The organism is Massilia sp. DWR3-1-1, from assembly GCF_049898325.1.
Classification (GTDB): Bacteria; Pseudomonadota; Gammaproteobacteria; order Burkholderiales; family Burkholderiaceae_D; genus JAFCUW01.
In genome coordinates, this window is record NZ_JAFCXL010000014.1 from 63,952 (window position 1) to 86,664 (window position 22,713).

Genomic DNA, 22,713 nt, shown 5'->3' on the forward strand with positions numbered 1-22,713 from the left:
CGGATGACGATGGAACATGGCGCTGCAGACAATCCAGACCAGCTCGACCCGTTCGAGGTGCGCGTGCTGGCCGTGCTGGCCGAAAAAGAGGCGCTCACGCCCGACAACTATCCCTTGTCGCTCAACACCCTCACCAACGGCTGTAACCAGTTGTCGAGCCGCGACCCGGTCATGCAGTTGTCCGAAGAGACCGTCGCCGAAGTGTTGCAGCGCCTGATGCAGCGCAAATTCGTCAGCGGCATCACCCAGGCCGGCGCCCGCGTGGTCAAGTACGAACACCGCATGCGCATCAAGTGGACGCTCGAGCAGGACAAGCTGGCAGTGCTGGCGATCCTGATGATGCGCGGCTTGCAGACGGCCGGCGAAATCCGTACCCGCAGCGGGCGCCTGCACGATTTCAAATCGGTGGCCGAGGTGGAAACCTGCTTGCAGTTCCTGATCGACAAATACCCGCCGTTGGTGGCCAAGCTGGCGCTTGCGCCCGGCACCAAGGAACCCCGCTACGGCCACCTGCTGGCCGGCGAAGCGGCGCTGGCGCGCCAGGAATCGGCGTTCGGCAGCGTCAGCGCGCCCGTGCCCGGTAGCAAGAGCGCCCAGCTCGAGCAGGAAGTCGCCGCCCTGCGCCAGGAAGTGGATGAATTAAAAGCCCAGTTCGCCGCTTTCAAACAGCAATTCGACTAGGATTTATGCGCAATCGTGCATAAAAAACGCCGCATTCGCGGCGTTTTTGCATTCCCGTGTACCGGTTCAGCCTTCGTCGCGCCAGCGGCGCAGGCGGATGGCGCCGTAGATCATCAGCGCGCCGGCCACCACGCCGATCCACACGGTCGGTTGGGCCAGGCTCAGCCACGATTGCACGAACACATTGCCGGCATCGACGTGGTTGTCGGCATTGAGCAGGGCGCGCCCGGAGGAGGTGCCGAACGGCAGCCAGAATCCCGGCACCACGCTGGCCAGGCCGCGCAGGACGATGTTCTCGCCGATCCACTTGACGTCGATGCCCACATCCATGAACGAGGACGTCATGAAACTGACCCAGCGCAGCAGCGCCAGCGCCAGCAGCGGCACGCCCACGGCCCACAGGAACACCTTCGACCGGGCCCATGCCGACACCATCAGCAGGTAGCCGACCGTGGGCAGCGCCCACAGCAAGTACACCGGCAACAGGCCCAGCATCTGCAGGGGCGCCAGCCAGAACGCCGGGTTGCCCAGCACCAGGCCGACGATGTGGATGCCGAAGAAGCCGGCGCCGAACATGGTCAGCAGCACGATCACGAAGGCGGTGACGATGCCGATCACAAACGTCAGCACGGGCGCCAGCACCAGCGCGGTGAGGGCCTTCGACAGCACTGTGTCGCGGTCGGAGATGGGCAGCGACTTCCAGAACAGGATGCTGCGGTCGCGGCGGTCGTCATACAGCGCCGACAGGCAGTAGAAGAACACCACGAAGGGCAGCACCCCGAACAGTGGTGCGGCGGCGGCGATGTAGCCATTGGCGACGGCATTGGCCATCATCACGCGCTGCTCCTGGCCCATGGTGGCGACGGCGGCGGCGCGGGTAAATTCATGGCCGTTGACGATCACCTTGGCATCCATGGCCGGCGACAGGAAGCCGTAGGCGAGCGTGAGGGCCACCACCGCCACCATTACCAGCGCCACCACGGCAGGCGCCCAGAACATCGATCCCTTGTGCTCCCAGTATTCGCGGCGGATCAGCCAGTTCATGGTTTTCATGCGTAACTTCCTTTCATGGTGGCGACGAACAGGTCGGCCACGCTGATGTTGCGGGTTTCTCCCAGGCCAGCGAGTTGTTCGCGCGAGACCCCGCCCGGCCCGGCCGAGTCGAACAGCATCACTGCCTTGCCGAACACGCTGCGCTTGTCGATCGGTTGCAAGGCGTTGGCGGCGTTGATTTTCTCGCTCGGCACCATCACTTCCGTGTAGCGCTCGCCCACTTCCTCCATCGACGCGGCCAGCACGATCTTGCCGTCGCGGATGAACATCAGGTCGGTGAGGATGTGTTCGACTTCTTCCACCTGGTGGGTGGTGATGATGATGGTCTTGCCTTCATCAAAATAATCTTCAAGCAGGTTCTGGTAGAACTGCTTGCGGTAGATGATGTCCAGGCCCAGGGTGGGCTCGTCGAGCACCAGCAACTTGGCGTCGATGGCCATCACCAGCGCCAGGTGCAGCTGCACCACCATGCCTTTCGACATCGACTTGACCTTCATCGACGGCTTCAGCTTGGTGGCGGCGATGTAGCGCTCGGCCTTCTTGCGATCGAAGCGGGGGTGTACGCCGGCAACGAAATCGATGGCGTCGCCCACCGACAGCCAGCGCGGCAGGATGGCCACGTCGGCGATGAAGCAGACCTCGCGCATGAGCGCGTCGCGCTCGGTGCGGGGATCGAAGCCCAGCACGTTGAGTTCACCATCGAAGGGCACCAGGCCCAGCGCCGCTTTCAGGGTGGTGGTCTTGCCGGAACCGTTGGGGCCGATCAGGCCGACGATGCGGCCGGCGGGAATGCTGAAGCTGACATTGTCGACGGCGGCCTGCTTGCCGTAGCGTTTCGACAAGCCGCTGGCGGTGATGACGGCGCTCATGACTGCGCTCCCGGCGCGCTGCCGCTGAGTAAATCATCGACACTCAGGCCCAGCCGGCGGATCCGTTCCACCATCGCCGGCCATTCCTCGCGCACGAAGCGCTCGCGTTCGCTTGCCAGCAGTTTCTCGCTGGCCCCTTCCGTCATGTACATGCCGATTCCCCTTCTTTTTTCTACGAGATTGTCGTCGACCAGTTCCTGGTACGCTTTCGATACGGTGATGGGATTGAGCTGATAGTCGGCGGCAACCTGGCGCACAGAGGGCAGGGCATCGCCCGCCTTGAGGTCGCCGTCGAGCATCATTTCAAGCACCTTCTCTTTCAGTTGCCGGTAAATTGGCGTGTGTTCGTTCCAGCCGGGCGTCATCATGGTCGATGCTCCCGCCGGATCGGTGGCATGGCGTGCTGCATGGTGCCTCCCTGGGTGATTGGTGTTGTAGTAGACTATAACACCGTCACAGGTGGCAGCAAGTTATTTCGGATATGCATGGTGCCACGGACAAAGCGGTACTCGCTTGCCTATGTGCCATTATTAATGATGGGTAAAGCTTTGACTACGAAAATTTTTAGCCGGCGGCGCGCGGCAAGGGCGTGCCGTCCCAGTCGTGGCGACTGATGGCGCCGGTGGCGTCGATGGCGATCCAGCCGCCGCGCGGGGCGTCGGCGTCGAGCTCCCAGTCCGGCAGCACATAGCGGCGGCGCGCGCCGTCCGTGTGCAGGGCAGGGCGGTGGGTGTGGCCGTGGAGGATGACGTCGCTGGCGCTGCGCTCGTGCAGGGCGGCGATGGCGTCGGCGGTGACGTCCATGATCGCCATGGTTTTATTGGCGTGCGCGTCGCGGCTGCCGTCGCGCAGGCCGGCGATGATGGCCTTGCGCTGGGCCAGTGGCAGCGCCAGGAACTGCGCCTGCCAGGCGGGATCGCGCACCTGGGCGCGAAAGGCCATGTAGGCGGTGTCGCTGGTGCATTCGGCGTCGCCGTGGACCAGCGCGACGCGGGTGCCGGCGATCGTCGTCACATGGGGTTCGGCCAGCAGCGTCAGGCCGCAGGCGCTGGCAAAGCCGGCGCCGACGAGGAAATCGCGGTTGCCGGCGATCCAGAACACGGCCACGCCGGCATCGGCCACGCGGCGCAAGGCGGCGGCCACGGCGGCATTGAATGGGGAGATGAGATCGTCGTCGCCTGCCCAGTATTCGAACAGGTCGCCGAGCAGGTACAGCTGGTCCGCGTGCACCGCGCGCTCGGCCAGGAAGCGAAAAAACGCCTCGGCCGTGCGCGGGTGCGCGTCCTGCAGGTGCAGGTCGGAAATAAAATACGCGGCAATGCGGACCGGCTGGTTCATGGTTGTTGCCGGGTGAACCAGCCGAGGGTGCGCAATTACAGGACTTCGATTTTTTCGATGATCACGGCGTCGCTTGGCACGTCGGCGTGCATGCCGCTGCGGCTGGTCTTGACCTTGTTGATCTGGTCGACGATGTCGGTGCCTTCGGTGACTTTGCCGAACACGGCGTAGCCCCAGCCGTCCTGGCCTGGATAGTCGAGGAAGGCATTGTTCTTGGTGTTGATGAAGAACTGTGCCGACGCCGAATGGGGATCCGAGGTGCGTGCCATGGCCAGCGTGTACTTGTCGTTTTTCAGGCCGTTCTTGCCTTCGTTTTCGACCGTTTGCGGCGCCGATTTCTGTTTCATGCCTGGCTCGAAACCGCCGCCCTGGATCATGAAGTCGCTGATGACGCGGTGAAAAATCGTGTTGTTGTAATGGCCTTGCTTGGCGTACTCGATGAAGTTGGCGACCGTTTTCGGTGCTTTCGCTTCGTCCAGTTCAGCCGTGATGGCGCCCATATTGGTGGTGATCAGTACTTTGGTCATGATTGTCCTTTTGGATAAATGATTGGTGAGAGTGCTGCGTCGTTTATTTTGTTTTGACGACACTGGCGCCGGTAATCACGATCGGCACCACCGGCACGTTTTGCTGGCCCTTGACGTCGTCGACGACGACGCCCTTGATCTTGTCGACCACATCCTGGCCCTGGATGACTTTGCCGAACACGGTGTAGCCGAAGCCGTCGCGGCCCGGGTAATCGAGCGCGGTGTTGTCGGCGACGTTGATGAAAAACTGCGAGGTGGCCGAGTGCGGGTCACCCGTGCGCGCCATGGCCACCGAATACGGCACATTCAACAGGCCATTATTGGCTTCGTTCTGCACCGGCTTGCCGGTTTTTTTGGTGACCAGCCTGGCATCCATGCCGCCGCCCTGGATCATGAAACCGTCGATCACGCGGTGAAACACGGTGCCCTTGTAGTGCCCGTTCTTGACGTACTGGAGGAAATTGGCCACCGTTTTCGGTGCTTTTTCCTGGTCCAGTTCGAGCACGATTTCACCCATGCTGGTCTTGAGCGACACCTGCGGCGCCTTGGCGGGGTCGGCGGCCAGGACGGCGCCGCCGAACGACAGGCCGAGCAGCACGGTGAGCGCGCGGCCGAGCCAGCGGGCGGGGGAATTTCGGAACATCGAGGCGACCATGGCGACTTTCACAAGGTGGAGTTAGCGCAAAGCGCTGTCAAGCGGTTTGCAGAAAAATAAACCTTGGCCATCTGCGGCCAGAGGAGATTTTAACAATGCTATACTTTCGTGCAGAACGTCCATTCTATCAAATAAGAACAATACAGAGGGCCGTGACGATATCGAACGATCAACCGCTGCCGGTGCGTGCCCCCGTGGGTTCCGCACCCCTGTCAGCTATGGTTCGTGGCGTCGCGGCCCCTGCTATCCACCGCAAGAGCCCGATGAGCCAACTGAAGATTTACAACACGCTCGCGCGTGACAAACAGGACTTCGTCCCTATCGTCCCCGGTCAGGTCGGGATGTACGTGTGCGGCATGACCATCTACGATTATTGCCACATCGGCCACGCGCGCATGATGATGGCCTTCGACGTCGTCTATCGCTGGCTCACGGTGTCCGGCTACCAGGTCAACTATGTCCGCAACATCACCGACATCGAAGACAAGATCATCCGCCGCGCGGTGGAAAACGGCGAATCGATCCACGCGCTGACCTCGCGGTTCGAGCGCTACATGGACGAAGACACGCAGGCGCTGGGCATCCTGCCGCCCACCTCGGTGCCGCACGCGACCGATTACGTGCCGCAAATGCTGGGCATCATCGAGCTGCTGGAAAAAAACAATCTGGCCTACCAGGCTGACGATGGCGACGTCAATTACGCCGTGCGCAACTTCCCCGGCTACGGCAAGCTGTCCGGCAAGTCGCTCGACGACCTGCGCGCCGGCGAACGGGTCGACGTCAACACGGGCAAGCGCGACGCCCTCGATTTCGTGTTGTGGAAAGCATCAAAAGAGTCCGAGCCCGACGAAGTCAAGTGGCCGTCGAAGTGGGGCAGCGGTCGCCCCGGCTGGCACATCGAGTGCTCGGCGATGTCGTGCGCCACGCTCGGCGAGCATTTCGACATCCATGGCGGCGGCGCCGACCTGCAGTTCCCGCACCACGAAAACGAAATCGCCCAGTCCGAAGGGGCGTTCAACAAGCCGATGGTCAACTACTGGCTGCACAACGGCTTCGTGCGCGTCGACAATGAAAAAATGTCCAAATCGCTGGGCAATTTCTTCACCATCCGCGACGTCCTGAAAAAATACGACGCCGAAGTGGTCCGCTTTTTCATCCTCAAGGCGCACTACCGCAGCCCGCTCAATTATTCGGACGCCCACCTCGACGACGCCAAGGTGGGGCTGACGCGCCTTTACACGGCGCTCGACGGAATCGATTTGGGCGAGGCCGTCGCCGTCGACTGGACCGGGCCGTATGCGGTCCGCTTCGCCGACGCCATGAACGACGACTTCAATACGCCGATCGCGATTGCCGTGCTGTTCGACATGGTGAGCGAACTGAACAAAACGAAGTCGCCCGCGCTGGCGCGCCAGTACCGCGCGCTGGCCGACGTCATCGGCCTGCTGGGCCGCAGCGCCCAGCAGTTCCTGCAAGGGGCCGCCAGCGACGCCGACGCCGGTATCGCCGCCCTGATCGTCGCCCGCACCGAGGCCAAGAAAGCGAAGAATTTCGCCGAATCGGACCGCATCCGCGCCGAACTGCTGACCAGTGGCGTCATCCTCGAAGACAAGCCGGACGGCAGCACCAACTGGCGCCGCGCATGATGGCGCTCAACAGGGATGTCGTCGGCAACGCCGCTTTGCTGATCGAAGTGCCGGCTTACTGGGAAGAGGCCAAGCTCGAGCTGATGAAGCGCGACCGCATCATGAAAAAGCTGATCCCCCAGTTCGGCGATCTGCACCTGGTCGGCCACCCGGACCCGTTCACCACCCTGGCGCGCTCGATCGTCGGCCAGCAGGTGACCAACAAGGTGGCGGACGCCGCCTGGGCCCGCTTGTTGGCGGCCTGCCCGAAAATCACCCCGGCCCAGGTCATCAAGGCGGGTGCCGAGCAACTGGGCGGCTGCGGTCTGTCCAAGCGCAAGACCGAGTACATCCTCGACCTGGCCGACCATTTCAAGGCCAAGCGCGTGCACGCCAACCTGTGGGCGGAAATGGCCGACGAAGCAGTGATCGCCGAGCTGGTGCAAATTCGCGGCATTACCCGCTGGACCGCCGAGATGTTTCTCATTTTTAACCTGCTGCGGCCGAATGTGCTGCCGCTGGACGACCCTGGCCTGATCCACGGCATCAGCCACAATTACTTTTCCGGCGAGCCCGTTTCGCGCAGCGATGCGCGCGAAGTGTCGGCCAACTGGGAGCCGTGGCGGACGGTGGCCACCTGGTATTTGTGGCGTAGCCTGGACCCTGCTGCGGTAGAATAGGCGATCAGCGGCCTGCCGGGCGAGCACCGCGGCCCTTAAAAAAATTACAAAAGGCAGCGCACGCTCAGGCGGCGCCGTCCATGAATTCCCTCGGAGGACCAATGATTAAAACAACTTTCCTCAATTTTGAGCAGCCGATTGCCGAGCTCGATTCCAAGATTGAAGAGCTGCGATTCGTGCAGGACGATTCCGCCGTCGACATCTCCGAAGAGATCGACCGCCTGGCCAAGAAAAGCCAGCAGCTGACCAAGGATATCTATGCCAAGCTCACGCCGTGGCAAGTGTCGCAGATCGCCCGCCATCCGCAGCGTCCCTACACCATGGACTACGTCAACGAAATCTTCACCGATTTCCACGAACTGCATGGCGACCGCTCGTACGCGGACGACCTGTCGATCGTCGGCGGCCTGGCCCGCTTCAACGGCCAGGCCTGCATGGTGATCGGCCACCAGAAGGGGCGCGACACCAAGGAGCGCGCGCTGCGCAACTTCGGCATGCCCAAGCCGGAAGGCTACCGCAAGGCCATGCGCCTGATGAAGCTGGCTGAAAAATTCGGCCTGCCCATCTTTACCTTCGTCGACACCCCCGGCGCCTTCCCCGGCATCGACGCCGAAGAGCGGGGCCAGTCCGAGGCCATCGGCCACAATCTGTACGTCATGGCCGAGCTGAAAGTGCCGCTGATCGCCACCATCATCGGTGAAGGCGGCTCCGGCGGTGCGCTGGCCATCGCCGTCGGCGACGCCGTGCTGATGCTGCAATACGCCACCTATTCCGTCATCTCGCCCGAGGGCTGCGCCTCGATCCTGTGGAAAACCGCCGAGCGTGCCGCCGACGCCGCCGACGCCCTCGCGCTCACCGCCCACCGCCTCAAGGCCATGGGCCTGATCGACAAGATCATCAACGAGCCGCTCGGTGGCGCCCACCGCGACCCGAAAGCCATGGCCACCATGCTCAAGCGCGCGCTGGCCGATTCGCTGCGCCAGTTCCAGGGCATGAAAACGCGCGAGCTGATCGACACCCGTCACCAAAAACTGATGAGCTACGGCAAATTCAAAGAAACCCTGCCCGTCGAAGAGTGAGTTGTCCGTGAGTCGATCCCAAGCCGGCGTCCTGCCGGCCACCTTCGCGTGCGCGCTCGATGCGCTGCGCGATGGCAGCACCGCCCCGCTGGCCCTGGCCTTTAGCGGCGGCCTTGATTCCACCGTACTGCTGCATCTGGCCCACGCCTATGCCAGCGCGCACGATGTGCCCCTGTTTGCCTTCCACGTTCACCACGGCATCAGCCCGAACGCCGACGACTGGCTCGCGCACTGTCGCGCGCAGTGCGAGGCGCTGGGCGTGCGTTTCGACGCGCGCAAGGTGAGCCTGCAAAAAAACAAGTCCGGTGTCGAAGCGGCCGCCCGCAAGCTGCGTTATGCCGCGCTGGGCGCCCTGTGCGCCGAGCATGGCGTGACGCTGATGCTGACGGCGCACCACCTGGACGACCAGGCCGAAACGGTGCTGCTGCAGTTGCTGCGCGGCTCCGGCATGGCGGGCCTGTCCGGCATGGACGCGGCCAACAGCGCGCCCGACTTGCTCGCCAACGCCGACCTGGTGATGGCCCGGCCGCTGCTGCCGGTGAGCCGCCAGGCGCTCGAGGATTACGCCGCCGAGCATGCCTTGGGCTGGATCGAGGACGAGTCGAACCTCGACGTCCGCTACGCCCGCAACGCCCTGCGCCTGCAGGTGATGCCGGCGCTGGCGGCGGCGTTTCCCGGCTTTCAGGAGCGCTTCGCCCGCAGCGCCGCGCACGCGCAATCGGCCCAGCGCTTGCTGGTCGAACTGGCCGAGCAGGATTTGCGCGCCGTCGAAGTCGACGCCTTCATCGACGTCGCCCGCTTGCGCGGCATGTCGCTCGAGCGCGTGCGCAACCTGCTGCGCCATTGGTTCGGCCTGCAGAACGTGCGCATGCCCTCGTCGGCCTGGCTCGACGAGATGGTCACGCAGTTGCTCGAAGCGCGGCCCGGTGCGCAGATCCTGGTGACCCACCCCGACTGCCACATCCGTCGCCACCGCGACCGCCTGCACATCGTACCGAAACTGGACGACCTGGCCGGCATGCGCGACCCGGACGACGAGGGCATCATCGTCCGGCACGCCCAGCGTTTTCGCTGGCAGGGCGAAGCCGCGCTGCACTTTCCGGACTACGGCGGCACCGTGCATTTCGAGCAAGCCGGGCGCGGCTTCGATGGCGCCTGGCTGCGCGAGCAGGATTTGCAGATCGATTTCCGGGTCGGCGGTGAGCGCCTCAAACTGGCGCACAACCGGCCCACCCGCAGCCTGAAGTACCACTATCAGGCGGTCAATGTGCCGGCCTGGGAGCGCACCCGCCTGCCGGTCGTCAGCGCCGGCAAGCGCTTGCTGTATGCGGCCGGCATCGGCATGGATTACCATCACCTGGTCGACGGCGAGGGCAGCATCAGCTTGCGCTGGCAGGCCGATCTCGCCCCCTGATAGTCGAAAAGCGCATGATCTTATATCCACAAGGTATAGCTTTGCCGACCCGGCTTCTTGTCATTTTGCATTGCAGCATGTAGAGTAAAGCCCTCTTTTTACCTCCTACTACAGAGAAACACCTATGGCTTTAATTGTCCACAAATACGGCGGCACGTCGATGGGCTCGACGGATCGCATCAAGAACGTTGCCACCCGTGTGGCCAAGTGGCACGATGCCGGCCACCAGGTGGTGGTGGTGCCGTCGGCCATGTCGGGTGAAACCAACCGCCTCATTGGCCTGGCCAGGCAGCTGATGGACCAGCCCGACCCGCGCGAACTGGACATGATTTGTTCCACCGGCGAGCAGGTGTCGGTGGGCTTGCTGGCCATGGCCCTGCTGGCCATTGGCAAGGATGCCGTGTCGTATGCGGGCTGGCAGGTGTCCATCAAGACCGATTCGGCCTTCACCAAGGCGCGCATCCAGTCGATCGACGACACGAAAGTGCGCGCCGATCTGGACGCGGGCAAGGTGGTGATCATCACCGGCTTCCAGGGTGTCGACGACCATGGCAACATTGCCACGCTGGGCCGTGGCGGCTCGGACACCTCGGCGGTGGCGATTGCCGCCGCCTTGAAGGCGGACGAGTGCCTGATTTACACCGACGTCGACGGGGTGTATACGACCGACCCGCGGGTGGTGACGGAGGCGCGCCGTTTAAAGACGGTGACGTTCGAGGAAATGCTGGAAATGGCCTCGCTCGGTTCGAAAGTGTTGCAGAGCCGCTCGGTCGAATTCGCCGGCAACTACCGCGTGCCCACCCGCGTACTGTCTTCGCTGACCGACCCCCTGATGCCGCTCGAAGAAGAAGCCAATTCGGGCACCCTGATATCGTTTGAGGAAGACAAAAATATGGAACAAGCCGTCATTTCCGGCATCGCCTTCAACCGCGATGAAGCCAAGATCACCATCCTGGGCGTGCCCGACAAGCCGGGCGTGGCCTTCCACATCCTGGGCCCCGTGGCCGATGCCAACATCGAAGTCGACATGATCATCCAGAACCAGTCGGTCGATGGTAAAACCGACTTCACCTTCACCGTCTCGCGCGGCGAATACCAGAAGGCCATGGGCGTGCTCGAGGGCGTCAAGGCCGACATCGGCGCGGCCAGCGTGCTGGGCGACGCCAAGGTATCGAAGGTATCGGTGGTGGGCGTGGGCATGCGCAGCCACGTGGGGGTCGCTTCGCAGATGTTCCGCACCTTGTCGGAAGAGGGCATCAACATCCTGATGATCTCCACCTCGGAGATCAAGATTTCCGTGTTGATCGATGAGAAATACATGGAGTTGGCAGTGCGCGCCCTGCACAAAGCGTTCGAACTGGAAAAAGCGTAAGAATTTTCAAAAAATGTGGGTCGTTCCATTGACCGCAGGGGTACCCAGCCGGTATCATCTCGGTCTTCTGATGTAGCAATTGCAGCAGCAGAATGGAGACGTGGCCGAGTGGCCGAAGGCACATCCCTGCTAAGGATGCATACGGCTTATACCTGTATCGTGAGTTCGAATCTCACCGTCTCCGCCAAGTATTAGAAAAAAAGCCCTGGAAACGGGGCTTTTTTTCGTCCCGTCATAGACAGCTCGCTTGATTTTTTTCCGGGGACGTCCGGCACAATCCAGCTCTAAGCGGTAGATAGAACGGTAGATAGAACTACGGTCCTGCAGAGCTCGGTCATGGCGAGAACAGTCAACAATTTATCCGCATTGAAGGTCGCACGCCTGGCTGTGCCCGGGTGGTATTGCGACGGCGAAGGATTGTGGCTGCAAGTATCCGCGAGTAGCAGCAAGAGCCGGGTGTACCGTTATGAAATCGACGGTCGGCGGTATCACATGGGCCTGGGTTCCTTGCGCGATGTATCGCTTGCCGAGGCAAGGGAAGTGGCGCGCGAATGCGGCCGGCGCGTCCGTTCTGGCGCCAACCCTCTGGCTGAGCGCCGCGATGCCGCAGTGGCTCTCAAGCTGGTGGAGGCCCGCACAATCACCTTCGACGCCTGCGCCCAAGCTTACATGGCCGCCCATCGCGCCTCATGGCGCAATGCAAAACATGCCCAGCAATGGGAGAACACCCTTGCGGCCTACGTGTCACCAGTTTTTGGCGCTGCGGCCGTGGGCGAGGTAGATACGGCGCTGGTGGTCAAGGCGTTGGCGCCGATCTGGATCGACAAGACGGAAACGGCCACGCGCCTGCGCGGCAGGATCGAGGCGATCCTCGACTGGGCGACGGTGAGCAAATTTCGCGTTGGTGAAAACCCTGCCCGCTGGCGCGGTCACCTGGAGTTCCTGCTGGCGAACCCGAACAAGGTGGCGCCGGTGATCAACCGGCCGGCCTTGGCATGGATTGAGGCGCCGGCATTCATGGTCCTTCTGCGCCAGCGCGAGGGTGTTTCCGCGCGCGCCCTGGAATTCTTGATTTACACGGCTGGCCGGCATCGCGGTCCGGCGCCAGCAGGCGGGCCTCGACGTAGGCATTGACCTTCAGGCACGGGTCGCGATCGAGTTGCTCGGCGCGGATCTGCAGGCTCTGGCTGGCGCCGTTGACTTCGGGAGATATGGCGATGACCCGCAGTTCACTGCAGTTGGCAACTTGCAGTCGATCGCCAATTTTAAGGCGTGGCTGCTGGCGTGCCGCCTGCAGTTCTACCCACAGGGGACCAGGTCGGATCAGCTTGGCGATGGCGGCGCCAGCGTCGATCTGCTGGCCCGGCTGCGCTGGCAATTCCAGGATGCTGCCGGCAACAGGTGCCCTGACGACCAGCATCGGCGAGAGGCTGCCGCCGCGCGGCTGTCGTCCAGGCGGGCGCGCGCAATGATGCCGTCGTTAAACAAACTGGTGTCGCGTGCCAGTTTATCGGCAGCCAGTTGCGCCTGCGTGGCCTTTTGCACGTAGTCGCTCTGCAGCGCCACGTAAGGCTGGCTGAACAAGGTCACCACGGGCGCCCCGGCACGCACCTGCTGCAAGGTTGCCGTGTGCACCTGCTGCACCACGCCGCCGAGCTCGCTGCTGACCAGGTTCAGCGAGCTTGCCGCCGCAACCACGGTGCCGGGAAAAGGGGCGCCGTTGCCCACCGCTGTGCTGCCCTCCAGCGTCGCCAGCGCAGCGGTGACGGCAATGCCGGCGCGGGTCATGTCCGCTTCGCTGATGCGTATATTGGCTGCAGCGGCATGCGCCATGGTGATGGGCGCGGCAAATAAACAGGGCATGGCAAGCAGCAGCAGCGTGCGCGGCAAGGCGACATGAAGCGACGGCAAGCGGGAGTTTGGCAGGGGGCATCGCATGTGCTTTATTTCCATCAGTTGAGTAATGGCGCCCATGGTGATGTGAAGATATTAAGAAGTTCTTAACAAGCTTCGCCTATCATTGTTGGCATTGAATGAACGGGGAGTGCCAGCGATGCGTATCTTGTTGACCGAGGATGATCCCCAACTGGGGCGCGCCACTCAGATCGGCCTGGAACAATCGGGCTACGCGGTCGACTGGGTACAGTCGGCCGAAAGCGCCCACACGGCGGCGCGGCTGCATCACTACGCCTGCATCCTGCTGGACCTGGGTTTGCCGCAGCAGGATGGCATGCAGGCCCTGGCGCTGCTGCGCCAGGGCGGTTACGACGGCGCCGTGCTGATCGTGACGGCGCGCGACCAGGTGGTCGACCGCATCGCTGGCCTCGACGGCGGCGCCGATGATTTCATCATCAAGCCGTTCGACCTCGACGAGCTGTCGGCCCGCATCCGCAGCGCCTGCCGGCGGGCGCACGGGCGCGTGCGGACCACGCTGGTCCACGGCGACATCGTCGTCGATGCCGCCGCCCGCCGCGTGCACCAGGCCGGCCAGGCGGTGCCGTTGACGGCCAAGGAATTTAGTATTTTGCTCATGCTCATCGAACACTGCGGCCAGGTGATCAGCCGCGAGCGTCTGGAAGAGAGCGTTTATAGTTGGGGGGAAGAGATCGAGAGCAATGCGGTGCAGGTGCATATTCACCATTTGCGCAAGAAGTTGGGCAAGGCGCTGATCCGCACCGTGCACGCGGTCGGTTACAGCATCGACAAGGCGGCTGTGCCGGGGGGCGCATGACGGCGCGCGTCTGGCTGGGGCGCGCAGGCCGCTGGTCGCTGCGGCGCACCTTGCTGGCCTTGCTGCTGGGGCTGACGCTGCTGCTGTGGGGCGTGAGCGCGCTGATTGTCTACCTCGATGCGGAACAGGAAAGCGCCGAGCTGTTCGACCAGTCCCTGAGCGAAACGGCGCACCTGCTGCTGTCGCTGGCCGACCACGAAGTGCAGGAGCATGTGGCCGGCACGCCGCTGGTGATGGCGACGCAGGAAAATCGCAATCACCAGCAATATCTGCTGTTTCAGATCTGGAGCCGCGACCAGCGGATCTTGTATAAAAACGCCGGGGCTCCCGAGACGGGTTTTGCCGCGCCGGGCGCCAGCGGCTATTCCTGGGTCGCACGCGACGGGCAGCAATGGCGCGTGTATGCCGGCTGGAACAGCAGCCGCCGCCTGCAAATTCAACTGGCCGAGCCGGCCACGCACCGCAAGGAAATCAGCGCCCGCTTCGCCTGGAAATTCTTCGGCTTCGCCGTGCTGGCCGTTACCATCGCGGCGGCGGCAATCTGGTGGAGCGTCAACCAGGTGTTCAAGGTGGTGCAAGCATCGGCCGACGAGGTCGCCTTGCGCACAGCCAACGACCTGGCCGATGTCAGCCTCGATGGTGCCCCCGACGAGCTGGCGCCCTTGCTGCTGGCAATCAACCGCCTGTTTGGCCGCGTCCGTGCGACGCTGGAGCACGAGCAGCGCTTCACCGCTGATGCAGCACATGAACTGCGTACACCACTTGCCGCCATCAAGACCAGCCTGCAGGTGATCGAGCGGGCCAGGAACGATGCCGAGCGCGAAGAGTTCGTGAAAAGCCTTGGCCTGAGTGTCAATCGTGCGACCCGGCTGGTCGACCAGCTGCTGACGCTGGCAAGGCTGGACCCGCATCAGCACAGTGCGCAGCTGGCGCAGCACGATCTGGCCCTGCTGCTGGCCGGGCAACTGACAATCTGGGACGCCAGCGCACGGCAACACCATCACACCTTGCTGACGGACTTGGCGCCGGCTGTCTGCCGCGTCAATGGCGCGCTGCTGCTGATCCTGGTGCGCAATCTGCTCGACAATGCGTTGCGCTACACGCCGCCCGGTGGCAACGTCGTGCTGGCCTGCTCCGCCGATGCCACCGGCGCCTGGCTCAGCGTGAGCGATGCCGGGCCCGGCATCGCGCCGGCCATGCGCGAACGTGTCTTCGAGCGTTTTTTTCGCCTCGCCAATGCGAACCGGCCTGGCAGCGGACTGGGCTTGTCGATCGTGCGTCGCATTGCCGATGTCCACGGCGCCACCGTATTGCTGTCTGATGGACCGGGAGGTGCTGGTCTGGTGGTGAAAGTGTGTTTCGCATCGCTTGAGGCTTAATTATTCCTTAACAACTGCGCCTTTACACTGGGTCTGTCGTTCATCGTTTCGATGACGGTTCTGCTGAAAACGCATCGAAGGAGGATTACCCATGAAATGGCGAAACAGTAATACGCAGTACGGATGGCTACCCGCCGCGCTGCACTGGCTGATGTTGCTGCTACTGGTGGCAGTGTTTGCAAGCATGGAACTACGCGGATACTTCCTCAAGGGCAGTGCGGCGCGCGAGGCCATGAAAAGCTGGCATTACACGCTGGGTATTTCGGTGTTGGTGCTGGCGCTGCTGCGGCTGGCCATCTCCTTGGCTGGGCCGGTGCCGGCCATTTCGCCGCCGCCGCCTGCCTTGCAAGTACTGGCGGCGCGCCTGATGAAGTTGGCGTTGTACGGCTTCATGCTGGGCATGCCACTGCTCGGTTGGGCCATGCGCAGCGCCGAGGGCGTGCCGGTGGTGTTCTTTGGCCTGTCGTTGCCACCGTTGGTGGGTGCCAGCGAACAGTTGGCCGACTGGTTCAAAGAGATGCATGAAGCTGGCGCCAGCGTCGGCTATGTGCTGATCGGCTTGCATGCGGCGGCGGCCTTGTACCACCACTATCTCGTGCGCGATGATACGCTGCGCAGGATGCTGCCCAAATAGATCAGCGCTTCGAAAACGGTGCCTCCCGGGCCGTTGACCTGTTACTCATGGCCGTCGGCGCAGGCATGGCGTGGGCTGCCGTTGGCAAACTGGAAAACCCCGAGACCATTCCGGTCGTGCATGGGTTTGCCCTGTTGTTCCGCTACATGTTGAAAGTGGCAACGCGTGTGAAGTTCAGTATGCTGATCGCCAATGCCTGGCACGTCCGTTCGGCTTCCCCTTGCCAGACCCCATCGCCGCCCTGATTGTCGGTGCAATGATCGGCAAAATAGGTTGGGGCTTCGCCTTGGATGCACTGCACGAATTGATGGGGCGCGGCGATGCCAGAAAAGCCGCCGAAATGGATGACTTGGGTCGATTCGGTGGCGCAGGGGCGGGCAGTTGCGATTGGCGTCGCATCTTGGGGAATGGTTAAATAAATCATATTTATAAGTTTTCTTATAGGATACAATTATGGTTCGCTAATTATCATCGGCTGCCGCACGGCAGTGCGCTAATGCCATGATCGCCCAGCCGGATCCTCTTCCGACTTTTGTCCGCTCGACCCACTGTTTTATGGCAGTCCGTGTCCGGTTCAGGCAGCAGGGCCGCGCATGAATGCGCCCCTTCGACCTGCCGCGCCACTGCGCGCACCGGGCAAGACGGTCATTCTTGGCGCCGGCGCGGCAGGACTGGCGGTGGCACACGAACTGAGCGAAGGCGGGGTCGACCTGACCGTCATCGAACGCAACGCATTTGTCGGCGGTTTGTGCCGAACCGTGCGTTACAAGGGCTATGCCTTTGACCTCGGCGGACACCGCTGGTTCAGCAAAAATGAAGATTTGAATGCCTGGCTGCGTCGCCTGATGGGTGACGAACTGGTGCTGGTCAAGCGCATCAGCCGTATTTACTATGACCGCAAGTATTATTTGTACCCGATCGATATCGTCGATCTGTTCCGCCGTTCCAGCCTGCTGGTGATGGCCCACGCGGGCCTGGTGTTTATTTGGGCGACCGTGGTCCAGCTGCTGCGCGCGCGCCCGCCGGCGAATATGCGCGAAGCCTATATTGCCCAATTCGGCAGCAAACTGTATGACATGTTTTTTCGCCGCTACACGGAAAAAGTGTGGGGTCTCCCGTGCGAGAAACTTTCGTCCGATTGGGTATCCCAGCGCACCAAGGGTTTGTCGATCTGGACCTTGCTGAAAGACGCCGTGGGCCGCAAGCAGCCGGCCTTCGCCAGCCTGATCGACCAATTCATGTATCCGCGCGACGGCTTCGTGCGCATTCCCGAGCGCATGGCCGAGCAGGTGGTGGGGCGCGGCGGCGAGGTCATCGTGGCCGCCACGGCATCCCGGGTGATTTACCACGGACCAAACCAGTTCGAGCTGCACTACCGCTGTGGCGGTCAAGAGCACAAGGTCGACTGCGAAACGCTGGTGTCGTCGATGCCGTTGGGCCGTCTCGTACAAATGCTCAGCCCGGCGCCAGGCGCGGCCGTCGTCGCTGCCGCCCGCGCCCTGCAGTTTCGCGCGCTCGTCACCGTCAACCTGATCCTGGCGCGCGAACGCGTCTCCACCGACACCTGGCTGTACGTGCAGGACGAGGAAGTGTTGTTCGGCCGCCTGCACGAGCCGAAAAACTGGAGCGCGGCGATGGTGCCAGAGCCGGGCTGTACCTCGCTGGTGCTCGAGTGTTTTTGTTCACGGGGTGATGCGATCTGGAACATGGCCGACGAAGACATCGTGCAACGCTGCGTCGACGATCTCGAGCAGCGCCTCGGCTTGATCGCGGCCGGCGACCTGAAAGACTACGCGATCGTCCGTACCACCGACGCCTACCCTGTGTACGACCTGGCCTACCAGTCCAACCTGGCCGTGATCCATCAATTTCTGGCCGGCTTTGAAGGCTTGCACATCCTTGGACGCAGCGGCTCGTTCCGCTACAACAATTCGGATCACTCGATTGAAATGGGCTTGATCATGGGCCGCCGCCTGCTCGGCGAGCAACTCGATCCCATGGCCGTCAACCTTGATCCCCACTATCACGAAATGCGCAGCGCCGACGAAGCCGACAGCGCCAACCGCTACGTCCTGCGGCCGGCGCCACTTAACCCTACCGCGAGGCCCAGTGAACGACCATTTACCTGAACCTGGTGCCACCGCGCGCGCACCCGCCGGCAGTTCCGACCGTAGCTTCGGCCTCGTCTTTAGCGCCTTTTTTACCATCGTCGGGCTGCTGCCACTGGCCGCGCACGGCGCACCGCGCCTGTGGAGCCTGGGCCTGGCGCTACTGGTGTTGGCCATCGCCCTGTGGCGCCCGGTCACGCTGGCCCGTTTGAACCGCCTGTGGTCGAAGTTGGGACATCTGCTGCACACACTGGTGAGCCCGCTCGCGCTGCTGGCGATCTACCTGCTGGCCTTTGTCACTACCGGCCTCTTGTGCAAATTACTGCGCAAGGATCTGCTGCGGCTGAAATTCGATCGGCAGGCGCGCAGTTACTGGATCGAGCGCACGCCGCCGGGACGTGCCGATCAACAAATGAAAAAGCAATTTTAAGGAACACCATGCTTGGATTCATCGCGGAGTTGTGGGACTTCATGCGCTCGCATAAAAAATTCTGGCTGATGCCGATTCTGATCGTCATGGCCTTGTTCGGGGCGTTGATCGTGTTCGCCCAGGGTTCGGCGCTGGCGCCGTTCATTTACACGCTGTTCTGACCGATGTTCATTCTCGGGATCTCGTCGTATTACCACGACAGCGCCGCCTGCCTGCTGCGCGATGGCGTCATCGTCGGCGCCGCCCAGGAAGAGCGCTTCACCCGCGTCAAACATGATCCGGCTTTTCCGCTCAACGCCGTCAAGTACTGCCTGGCGCAGGCCGGGGTCAGCATGCAGGACGTCGATTACGTGGCCTTCTACGACAAGCCCTTTCTCAAGTTCGACCGCCTGATCGAAACCTATATCGCCTTCGCGCCGCGCGGCTTCGCTTCATTTCGCAAGGCGATGCCGGTGTGGCTGCGCGAAAAGCTGTTTTTGAAGGACCTGCTCATCGGTGAACTGGCCAACCTGGCGCCTGCTGTCGACTGGGCCGCGCGCATGCTGTTCGGCGAGCACCACCTCAGTCACGCCGCCAGTGCCTTTTATCCGTCGCCGTTCGAGTCGGCCGCCGTGCTCACGCTCGATGGCGTGGGCGAATGGGCCACGTCCTCGCTCGCGGTCGGCCGCGGCAATGCACTGGAAGTGCTGCGCGAGCTGCATTTCCCCCATTCGCTGGGCCTGTTGTATTCGGCCTTTACGTATTACGCCGGCTTTAAGGTCAATTCGGGCGAATACAAGCTGATGGGCCTGGCGCCGTACGGGCAGCCCACCTATGCCGGCTTGATCCGCGAGCACCTCATCGACGTCAAGGACGACGGCTCGTTCCGCCTGAACATGGATTATTTCGACTATTGCACGGGCCTGAAAATGGTCAATGCCCGATTCGAGCAGCTCTTTGGTGGTCCGGCGCGCCTGCCGCACGAGGCGCTCACCACGCGCCACATGGACCTGGCCGCCTCCATCCAGCAGGTGACCGAGGACATCATGCTGCGTCTGACCCGCGCGGCAGCGCGCACGACGGGCCTGAGTGACCTGTGCCTGGCCGGCGGCGTTGCCCTGAACTGCGTGGCCAATGGCAAGCTGCTGCGCGACGGCGCCTTCAAGCGCATCTGGGTGCAGCCGGCCGCCGGCGACGCTGGCGGCGCACTGGGGGCGGCACTGTCGGCCCACCACGGCATGCTGGGCATGCCGCGCACGCTGGCCGCCAACGGCGCCGACAGCATGCGCGGCAGCTACCTGGGACCGTCGTTCAGCCAGCAAGAAATCAACGCCAGCCTGAGCGCCCTGGGCGCCGTCTACGAGGTGCTTTGCGATGACGAGCTGGTGGCGCGCTGCGCCGCCGACCTGGCCGACGGCCAGGCGGCTGGCTGGTTTCAAGGCCGCATGGAATTTGGCCCGCGGGCGTTGGGCGGGCGTTCGATCCTGGGCGACCCGCGCCGCGTCGACATGCAAAAGACACTGAACCTGAAAATCAAGTTTCGCGAGTCGTTCCGGCCGTTTGCGCCATCGGTGCTGGCCGAGGATGCCGCCGACTGGTTCGACATCGATGCCACCAGTGCCTACATGCTGATGGTGGCCGAGGTCAAGCTCGACAGGCGCCTTCCCATGAGCGCCCCCGACAGCGCCTTGTTCGGCATCGACCAGCTCAACGTGGCGCGCTCGCAGATTCCCGCCGTCACCCACGTCGACTATTCGGCCCGCATTCAGACCGTCGATGCGCTGACCAATCCCCGCTACCACGCGCTGCTGACCGAGTTCAAGCGCCTGACCGGCTGTCCGCTGCTGGTCAATACCTCGTTCAATGTGCGCGGCGAGCCGATCGTGTGCGAGCCGGGCGACGCCTTCCGCTGCTTCATGGGCACCGGCATGGACGTGCTGGCCATCGGCAACGCCTACCTGCGCAAGTCGGCCCAGGACCCCGCGCTGGCGCGCGATTACCAGCATGCGTTTGCGCCGGACTAAATGGTGACGATGTGCGCGCAGCGGCCCCACGGCGGGGCCAATCCGGCCGCCATCGCCGTCATCATGCCCGTCTATAATGGCAGCGCCTTCCTGGCCCGTTCACTGGCACCATTGACGGCCATGCTTGCGCGTGGCGAGGTCGCAGAGTTGATCGTCGTCGATGACGGCTCCACCGACGATTCGATGCTGCTGGCGCGGGCGGCCGGGGCAACGGTGATGACCTCGGGCGGACGGCTGGGACCTGGCGCCGCCCGCAACGTGGGCGCGCGCGCGGCGGGCGCTGCGATCCTGTGGTTTGTCGACGCTGACGTTGTCGTCCATGCGCAGGCGGCCGAGCGGATCGGCGCGGTGTTTGGCGGCGCTGGCGGTGCGCCGCTGGCCGCGCTGTTTGGTTCGTACGACGATGAACCGGCCGCGCCCGGCTTTTTTTCGCAGTACAAGAACCTCGCGCATCACCACCAGCATCAGCGCAGCGGCGGGGCATCGTCCAGCTTCTGGGCTGGCTGCGGCGCCGTGCGCAGCGCCGCCTTCGCCGCCGTCGGCGGCTTTGATGGGGCGCGCTATCCGCAGCCGTCGATCGAGGACATCGACATGGGGGCCAGGATGGCGGCGTTGGGCATGCCGGTCGTGTTGGACCCGGCGATCCTGTGCACCCACCTGAAAGTATGGCGATTGAAAGAGCTGCTGGCGACTGACATCTTGCGCCGCGCGCTGCCGTGGTCGCGCTTGATCCTCGCGCGGGGCACGCTGCGCGACGAGCTCAATGTACGGCATTCGGAGCGCTGGCGCGCGCTGCTGGCCGCGCTGTTCCTCTCTGCCCTGGCCGCGCCGCTGCTGGCGCCACCGCTGCCGGCTTTACTGTGCGCTGCGCTGCTCGGCGGCGCCGCCATCGGCGCCAACCACCGTCTGTTTTCTCTGTTTCGCCGCCGTCACGGCAGCCGTTTCGCGCTGCTGGCGATGGCCTTTCACCAGCTGGTGTACGTCTACAGCGGCGCCGTGTTCGCGTTCTGCTGGGTCGAGTGGCGTCTCGGCCGGCGCCCCCGTTAGCGCGCGCAGCTGCGGTTCGCCGTCCACTTCGACGGCCGCTGTGGCGCCCCCCAGCAACAGCATGATCTGGGCGTTGCTGTCGCTGCCGGTGGCCGTGAACTCTTCGCGCACGTTGTGCCAGTCGGTGCCCAGCGCGAGCTGTTTTTCCAGTCCCAGATTACCCCACGGCGCGCCGCCGCTGCTGACCAGATAGTGCAGCGTGCGCGGCGCGCTGGCGCGCACCCGCATCGTGTAGACATAGCGACGGCCGGCGACGATGTCGAAGCCGAAGCGGTGCAGATAGAGCTTCCAGGGATCGTCCACCGGCGTACCACTGAACTGGGCCCCCAGCGGCGCGCCGGCAGCGGCGGGATAGACGATCGTGGCACGGCTGGTGGCGGGAACGTCGGATGAGCGCGACATGTGCCAGAGCCGCATGGGCGGATCGGCAATCGCCGCCGGCGCATGCAGCGCGGCTTTTACGCTCACGCGGGCCAGCAGCGGGTCGGCGGCAATGGCGTGCGCCACCGCCTGGTGCCACAGCGCCGTCGGATGACCATCGTGCGGATGAAACGCCGTGCTCAATTGGCTCACGTCGAGCACAGACAGGTTCGGTGTTGCGCGCACGGCGTCCACCAGCGCAGGCTGATCGCTATGCAGCACCAGCACAACGAAAGGCACGCCGCGCTGTCGCGACATCTCGGCCATGGCGCCGATGAGCGCCACGGTCAGTGCCAATTCCTTGCGGTCGAGCTCGGGCGAGTCGGGCAGGATGGCTGCGCTGCGGCTGATGAAGCCGTCCCAGCGCAGCCGGCCTTGCTCAAGCTCGAAGTGGGGGATCGGCTTGTCACTGCCGTTGACCGAGAACCACGATTGGCGCAGGTAATTGCGGCGCATATGGTGGCTGATCAGGCCATAGACGACAACGTCGGGCTTTTCTTTTTGGGCCAGCTTGTCCTTGAGGACCAGGTACGCATTGGTCGTGCCCCAGCCCGAGTAAGAATAATTGCGCACGCGCGCATGCGGCCACGCGTGCGCGGCCAGCTGATATGCGTACGTTTCGCTGTCCTCGACGCCGGCGCCAAAGGTGAACGAACAGCCAAGGAACC

The 22,713-nt window shown here is 63.3% G+C and carries 23 protein-coding genes, 1 tRNA gene and 1 pseudogene; 17 read left to right on the forward strand and 8 right to left on the reverse strand.

What is annotated here, in order from left to right; genetic code table 11:
* Nucleotides 1-3: 3 nt before the first annotated feature.
* Entirely contained in the window at nucleotides 4-681 is a 678-nt protein-coding gene (locus ACP7EY_RS15780) for a YceH family protein (RefSeq protein ID WP_426195210.1), read from the forward strand.
* A gap of 66 nt (nucleotides 682-747) precedes the next feature.
* Here the strand turns inward: ACP7EY_RS15780 and ACP7EY_RS15785 are convergent, their stop codons facing one another.
* From ACP7EY_RS15785 to ACP7EY_RS15810, 6 genes are all read right to left on the reverse strand, one after another.
* Nucleotides 748-1,734, reverse strand: coding sequence for an ABC-2 transporter permease (locus ACP7EY_RS15785; protein ID WP_426195212.1), 987 nt, complete (start codon nucleotides 1,732-1,734; stop codon nucleotides 748-750).
* Nucleotides 1,731-2,603 (reverse strand): ABC transporter ATP-binding protein, encoded by an 873-nt coding sequence (locus ACP7EY_RS15790; RefSeq protein ID WP_426195214.1) that lies wholly within the window; start codon nucleotides 2,601-2,603, stop codon nucleotides 1,731-1,733. Before ACP7EY_RS15790 ends, ACP7EY_RS15785 begins: the two co-directional genes overlap by 4 nt.
* Complete coding sequence (locus ACP7EY_RS15795) at nucleotides 2,600-2,968, reverse strand: GntR family transcriptional regulator (protein WP_426195334.1); 369 nt, start codon at nucleotides 2,966-2,968, stop codon at nucleotides 2,600-2,602. Before ACP7EY_RS15795 ends, ACP7EY_RS15790 begins: the two co-directional genes overlap by 4 nt.
* 199 nt (nucleotides 2,969-3,167) lie before the next feature.
* Nucleotides 3,168-3,941: a UDP-2,3-diacylglucosamine diphosphatase gene (locus tag ACP7EY_RS15800; RefSeq protein ID WP_426195216.1), complete on the reverse strand. Its 774-nt coding sequence runs from the start codon at nucleotides 3,939-3,941 to the stop codon at nucleotides 3,168-3,170.
* A gap of 35 nt (nucleotides 3,942-3,976) precedes the next feature.
* Nucleotides 3,977-4,468, reverse strand: coding sequence for a peptidylprolyl isomerase (locus ACP7EY_RS15805; protein WP_426195218.1), 492 nt, complete (start codon nucleotides 4,466-4,468; stop codon nucleotides 3,977-3,979).
* Nucleotides 4,469-4,511: 43 nt separating this feature from the next.
* Nucleotides 4,512-5,111 carry a peptidylprolyl isomerase gene (locus ACP7EY_RS15810; RefSeq protein ID WP_426195220.1) on the reverse strand — a complete coding sequence of 200 codons (600 nt, stop codon included), beginning with the start codon at nucleotides 5,109-5,111 and terminating at the stop codon, nucleotides 4,512-4,514.
* Between the two features lie 275 nt (nucleotides 5,112-5,386).
* Between ACP7EY_RS15810 and cysS the strand changes: the two genes are divergently transcribed.
* The 7 genes from cysS (at nucleotide 5,387) to ACP7EY_RS15845 (ending at nucleotide 12,427) form a co-directional block, all read left to right on the forward strand.
* Complete coding sequence (cysS, locus tag ACP7EY_RS15815; RefSeq protein ID WP_426195222.1) at nucleotides 5,387-6,769, forward strand: cysteine--tRNA ligase; 1,383 nt, start codon at nucleotides 5,387-5,389, stop codon at nucleotides 6,767-6,769.
* Nucleotides 6,769-7,428, forward strand: coding sequence for a DNA-3-methyladenine glycosylase family protein (locus ACP7EY_RS15820; protein ID WP_426195336.1), 660 nt, complete (start codon nucleotides 6,769-6,771; stop codon nucleotides 7,426-7,428). The genes cysS and ACP7EY_RS15820 overlap by 1 nt, the downstream gene beginning before the upstream one ends.
* Nucleotides 7,429-7,529: 101 nt before the next feature.
* A complete protein-coding gene (locus tag ACP7EY_RS15825) occupies nucleotides 7,530-8,507 on the forward strand; it encodes an acetyl-CoA carboxylase carboxyltransferase subunit alpha (protein ID WP_426195224.1) in 978 nt (325 codons plus the stop codon).
* Nucleotides 8,508-8,514: 7 nt separating this feature from the next.
* Nucleotides 8,515-9,921 (forward strand): tRNA lysidine(34) synthetase TilS, encoded by a 1,407-nt coding sequence (tilS, locus tag ACP7EY_RS15830; RefSeq protein WP_426195226.1) that lies wholly within the window; start codon nucleotides 8,515-8,517, stop codon nucleotides 9,919-9,921.
* 124 nt (nucleotides 9,922-10,045) lie between these two features.
* Nucleotides 10,046-11,293 (forward strand): aspartate kinase, encoded by a 1,248-nt coding sequence (locus ACP7EY_RS15835; protein WP_426195228.1) that lies wholly within the window; start codon nucleotides 10,046-10,048, stop codon nucleotides 11,291-11,293.
* A gap of 94 nt (nucleotides 11,294-11,387) precedes the next feature.
* A tRNA-Ser gene (locus ACP7EY_RS15840) sits at nucleotides 11,388-11,480 on the forward strand.
* Between the two features lie 149 nt (nucleotides 11,481-11,629).
* Nucleotides 11,630-12,427 (forward strand): tyrosine-type recombinase/integrase, encoded by a 798-nt coding sequence (locus ACP7EY_RS15845; protein WP_426195230.1) that lies wholly within the window; start codon nucleotides 11,630-11,632, stop codon nucleotides 12,425-12,427.
* On the opposite strand, the gene ACP7EY_RS15850 is transcribed toward ACP7EY_RS15845, so the two are convergent.
* Together ACP7EY_RS15850 and ACP7EY_RS15855 are read right to left on the reverse strand one after the other, a co-directional pair.
* Nucleotides 12,309-12,713 carry an HlyD family efflux transporter periplasmic adaptor subunit gene (locus ACP7EY_RS15850; protein ID WP_426195232.1) on the reverse strand — a complete coding sequence of 135 codons (405 nt, stop codon included), beginning with the start codon at nucleotides 12,711-12,713 and terminating at the stop codon, nucleotides 12,309-12,311. The genes ACP7EY_RS15845 and ACP7EY_RS15850 overlap by 119 nt on opposite strands.
* The gene (locus ACP7EY_RS15855; protein WP_426195234.1) at nucleotides 12,617-13,231 is read right to left on the reverse strand and encodes a hypothetical protein; all 615 of its coding nucleotides are present in this window, start codon (nucleotides 13,229-13,231) and stop codon (nucleotides 12,617-12,619) included. Before ACP7EY_RS15855 ends, ACP7EY_RS15850 begins: the two co-directional genes overlap by 97 nt.
* Nucleotides 13,232-13,346: 115 nt before the next feature.
* On the opposite strand from ACP7EY_RS15855, the gene ACP7EY_RS15860 reads away from it, so the two are divergent.
* The 9 genes and pseudogenes from ACP7EY_RS15860 to ACP7EY_RS15900 all read left to right on the forward strand — a co-directional run bounded on the left by ACP7EY_RS15860 (nucleotide 13,347) and on the right by ACP7EY_RS15900 (nucleotide 21,625).
* Nucleotides 13,347-14,024 (forward strand): response regulator, encoded by a 678-nt coding sequence (locus ACP7EY_RS15860; protein ID WP_426195236.1) that lies wholly within the window; start codon nucleotides 13,347-13,349, stop codon nucleotides 14,022-14,024.
* Nucleotides 14,021-15,403 carry an ATP-binding protein gene (locus ACP7EY_RS15865; RefSeq protein ID WP_426195238.1) on the forward strand — a complete coding sequence of 461 codons (1,383 nt, stop codon included), beginning with the start codon at nucleotides 14,021-14,023 and terminating at the stop codon, nucleotides 15,401-15,403. The genes ACP7EY_RS15860 and ACP7EY_RS15865 overlap by 4 nt, the downstream gene beginning before the upstream one ends.
* Nucleotides 15,404-15,494: 91 nt before the next feature.
* A complete protein-coding gene (locus tag ACP7EY_RS15870; protein ID WP_426195239.1) occupies nucleotides 15,495-16,037 on the forward strand; it encodes a cytochrome b in 543 nt (180 codons plus the stop codon).
* A 2-nt stretch (nucleotides 16,038-16,039) separates the two neighbouring features.
* A pseudogene (locus ACP7EY_RS15875) lies at nucleotides 16,040-16,353 on the forward strand (cation diffusion facilitator family transporter); the annotation flags it as partial.
* Between the two features lie 277 nt (nucleotides 16,354-16,630).
* On the forward strand, nucleotides 16,631-18,166 hold the full coding sequence (locus ACP7EY_RS15880; RefSeq protein ID WP_426195241.1) for an FAD-dependent oxidoreductase: 1,536 nt from the start codon (nucleotides 16,631-16,633) through the stop codon (nucleotides 18,164-18,166).
* Complete coding sequence (locus ACP7EY_RS15885; RefSeq protein ID WP_426195243.1) at nucleotides 18,147-18,575, forward strand: hypothetical protein; 429 nt, start codon at nucleotides 18,147-18,149, stop codon at nucleotides 18,573-18,575. The genes ACP7EY_RS15880 and ACP7EY_RS15885 overlap by 20 nt, the downstream gene beginning before the upstream one ends.
* 8 nt (nucleotides 18,576-18,583) lie before the next feature.
* Nucleotides 18,584-18,736 carry a DUF5989 family protein gene (locus ACP7EY_RS15890; protein ID WP_426195245.1) on the forward strand — a complete coding sequence of 51 codons (153 nt, stop codon included), beginning with the start codon at nucleotides 18,584-18,586 and terminating at the stop codon, nucleotides 18,734-18,736.
* A 3-nt stretch (nucleotides 18,737-18,739) separates the two neighbouring features.
* Entirely contained in the window at nucleotides 18,740-20,578 is a 1,839-nt protein-coding gene (locus ACP7EY_RS15895; RefSeq protein ID WP_426195247.1) for a carbamoyltransferase family protein, read from the forward strand.
* Nucleotides 20,579-21,625 (forward strand): glycosyltransferase family 2 protein, encoded by a 1,047-nt coding sequence (locus ACP7EY_RS15900; protein ID WP_426195249.1) that lies wholly within the window; start codon nucleotides 20,579-20,581, stop codon nucleotides 21,623-21,625.
* Nucleotides 21,626-22,713: the final 1,088 nt, after the last annotated feature.

Bases quoted from the DNA above. Each gene is read 5' to 3' on its own strand.
- ACP7EY_RS15780 (WP_426195210.1), top strand. From the start codon at position 4: ATGACGATGGAACATGGCGCTGCAGACAATCCAGACCAGCTCGACCCG.
- ACP7EY_RS15785 (WP_426195212.1), bottom strand. From the start codon at position 1,734: ATGAAAACCATGAACTGGCTGATCCGCCGCGAATACTGGGAGCACAAG.
- ACP7EY_RS15790 (WP_426195214.1), bottom strand. From the start codon at position 2,603: ATGAGCGCCGTCATCACCGCCAGCGGCTTGTCGAAACGCTACGGCAAG.
- ACP7EY_RS15795 (WP_426195334.1), bottom strand. From the start codon at position 2,968: ATGACGCCCGGCTGGAACGAACACACGCCAATTTACCGGCAACTGAAA.
- ACP7EY_RS15800 (WP_426195216.1), bottom strand. From the start codon at position 3,941: ATGAACCAGCCGGTCCGCATTGCCGCGTATTTTATTTCCGACCTGCAC.
- ACP7EY_RS15805 (WP_426195218.1), bottom strand. From the start codon at position 4,468: ATGACCAAAGTACTGATCACCACCAATATGGGCGCCATCACGGCTGAA.
- ACP7EY_RS15810 (WP_426195220.1), bottom strand. From the start codon at position 5,111: ATGTTCCGAAATTCCCCCGCCCGCTGGCTCGGCCGCGCGCTCACCGTG.
- cysS (WP_426195222.1), top strand. From the start codon at position 5,387: ATGAGCCAACTGAAGATTTACAACACGCTCGCGCGTGACAAACAGGAC.
- ACP7EY_RS15820 (WP_426195336.1), top strand. From the start codon at position 6,769: ATGGCGCTCAACAGGGATGTCGTCGGCAACGCCGCTTTGCTGATCGAA.
- ACP7EY_RS15825 (WP_426195224.1), top strand. From the start codon at position 7,530: ATGATTAAAACAACTTTCCTCAATTTTGAGCAGCCGATTGCCGAGCTC.
- ACP7EY_RS15835 (WP_426195228.1), top strand. From the start codon at position 10,046: ATGGCTTTAATTGTCCACAAATACGGCGGCACGTCGATGGGCTCGACG.
- ACP7EY_RS15845 (WP_426195230.1), top strand. From the start codon at position 11,630: ATGGCGAGAACAGTCAACAATTTATCCGCATTGAAGGTCGCACGCCTG.
- ACP7EY_RS15850 (WP_426195232.1), bottom strand. From the start codon at position 12,713: ATGCTGGTCGTCAGGGCACCTGTTGCCGGCAGCATCCTGGAATTGCCA.
- ACP7EY_RS15855 (WP_426195234.1), bottom strand. From the start codon at position 13,231: ATGCGATGCCCCCTGCCAAACTCCCGCTTGCCGTCGCTTCATGTCGCC.
- ACP7EY_RS15860 (WP_426195236.1), top strand. From the start codon at position 13,347: ATGCGTATCTTGTTGACCGAGGATGATCCCCAACTGGGGCGCGCCACT.
- ACP7EY_RS15865 (WP_426195238.1), top strand. From the start codon at position 14,021: ATGACGGCGCGCGTCTGGCTGGGGCGCGCAGGCCGCTGGTCGCTGCGG.
- ACP7EY_RS15870 (WP_426195239.1), top strand. From the start codon at position 15,495: ATGAAATGGCGAAACAGTAATACGCAGTACGGATGGCTACCCGCCGCG.
- ACP7EY_RS15880 (WP_426195241.1), top strand. From the start codon at position 16,631: ATGAATGCGCCCCTTCGACCTGCCGCGCCACTGCGCGCACCGGGCAAG.
- ACP7EY_RS15890 (WP_426195245.1), top strand. From the start codon at position 18,584: ATGCTTGGATTCATCGCGGAGTTGTGGGACTTCATGCGCTCGCATAAA.
- ACP7EY_RS15895 (WP_426195247.1), top strand. From the start codon at position 18,740: ATGTTCATTCTCGGGATCTCGTCGTATTACCACGACAGCGCCGCCTGC.
- ACP7EY_RS15900 (WP_426195249.1), top strand. From the start codon at position 20,579: ATGGTGACGATGTGCGCGCAGCGGCCCCACGGCGGGGCCAATCCGGCC.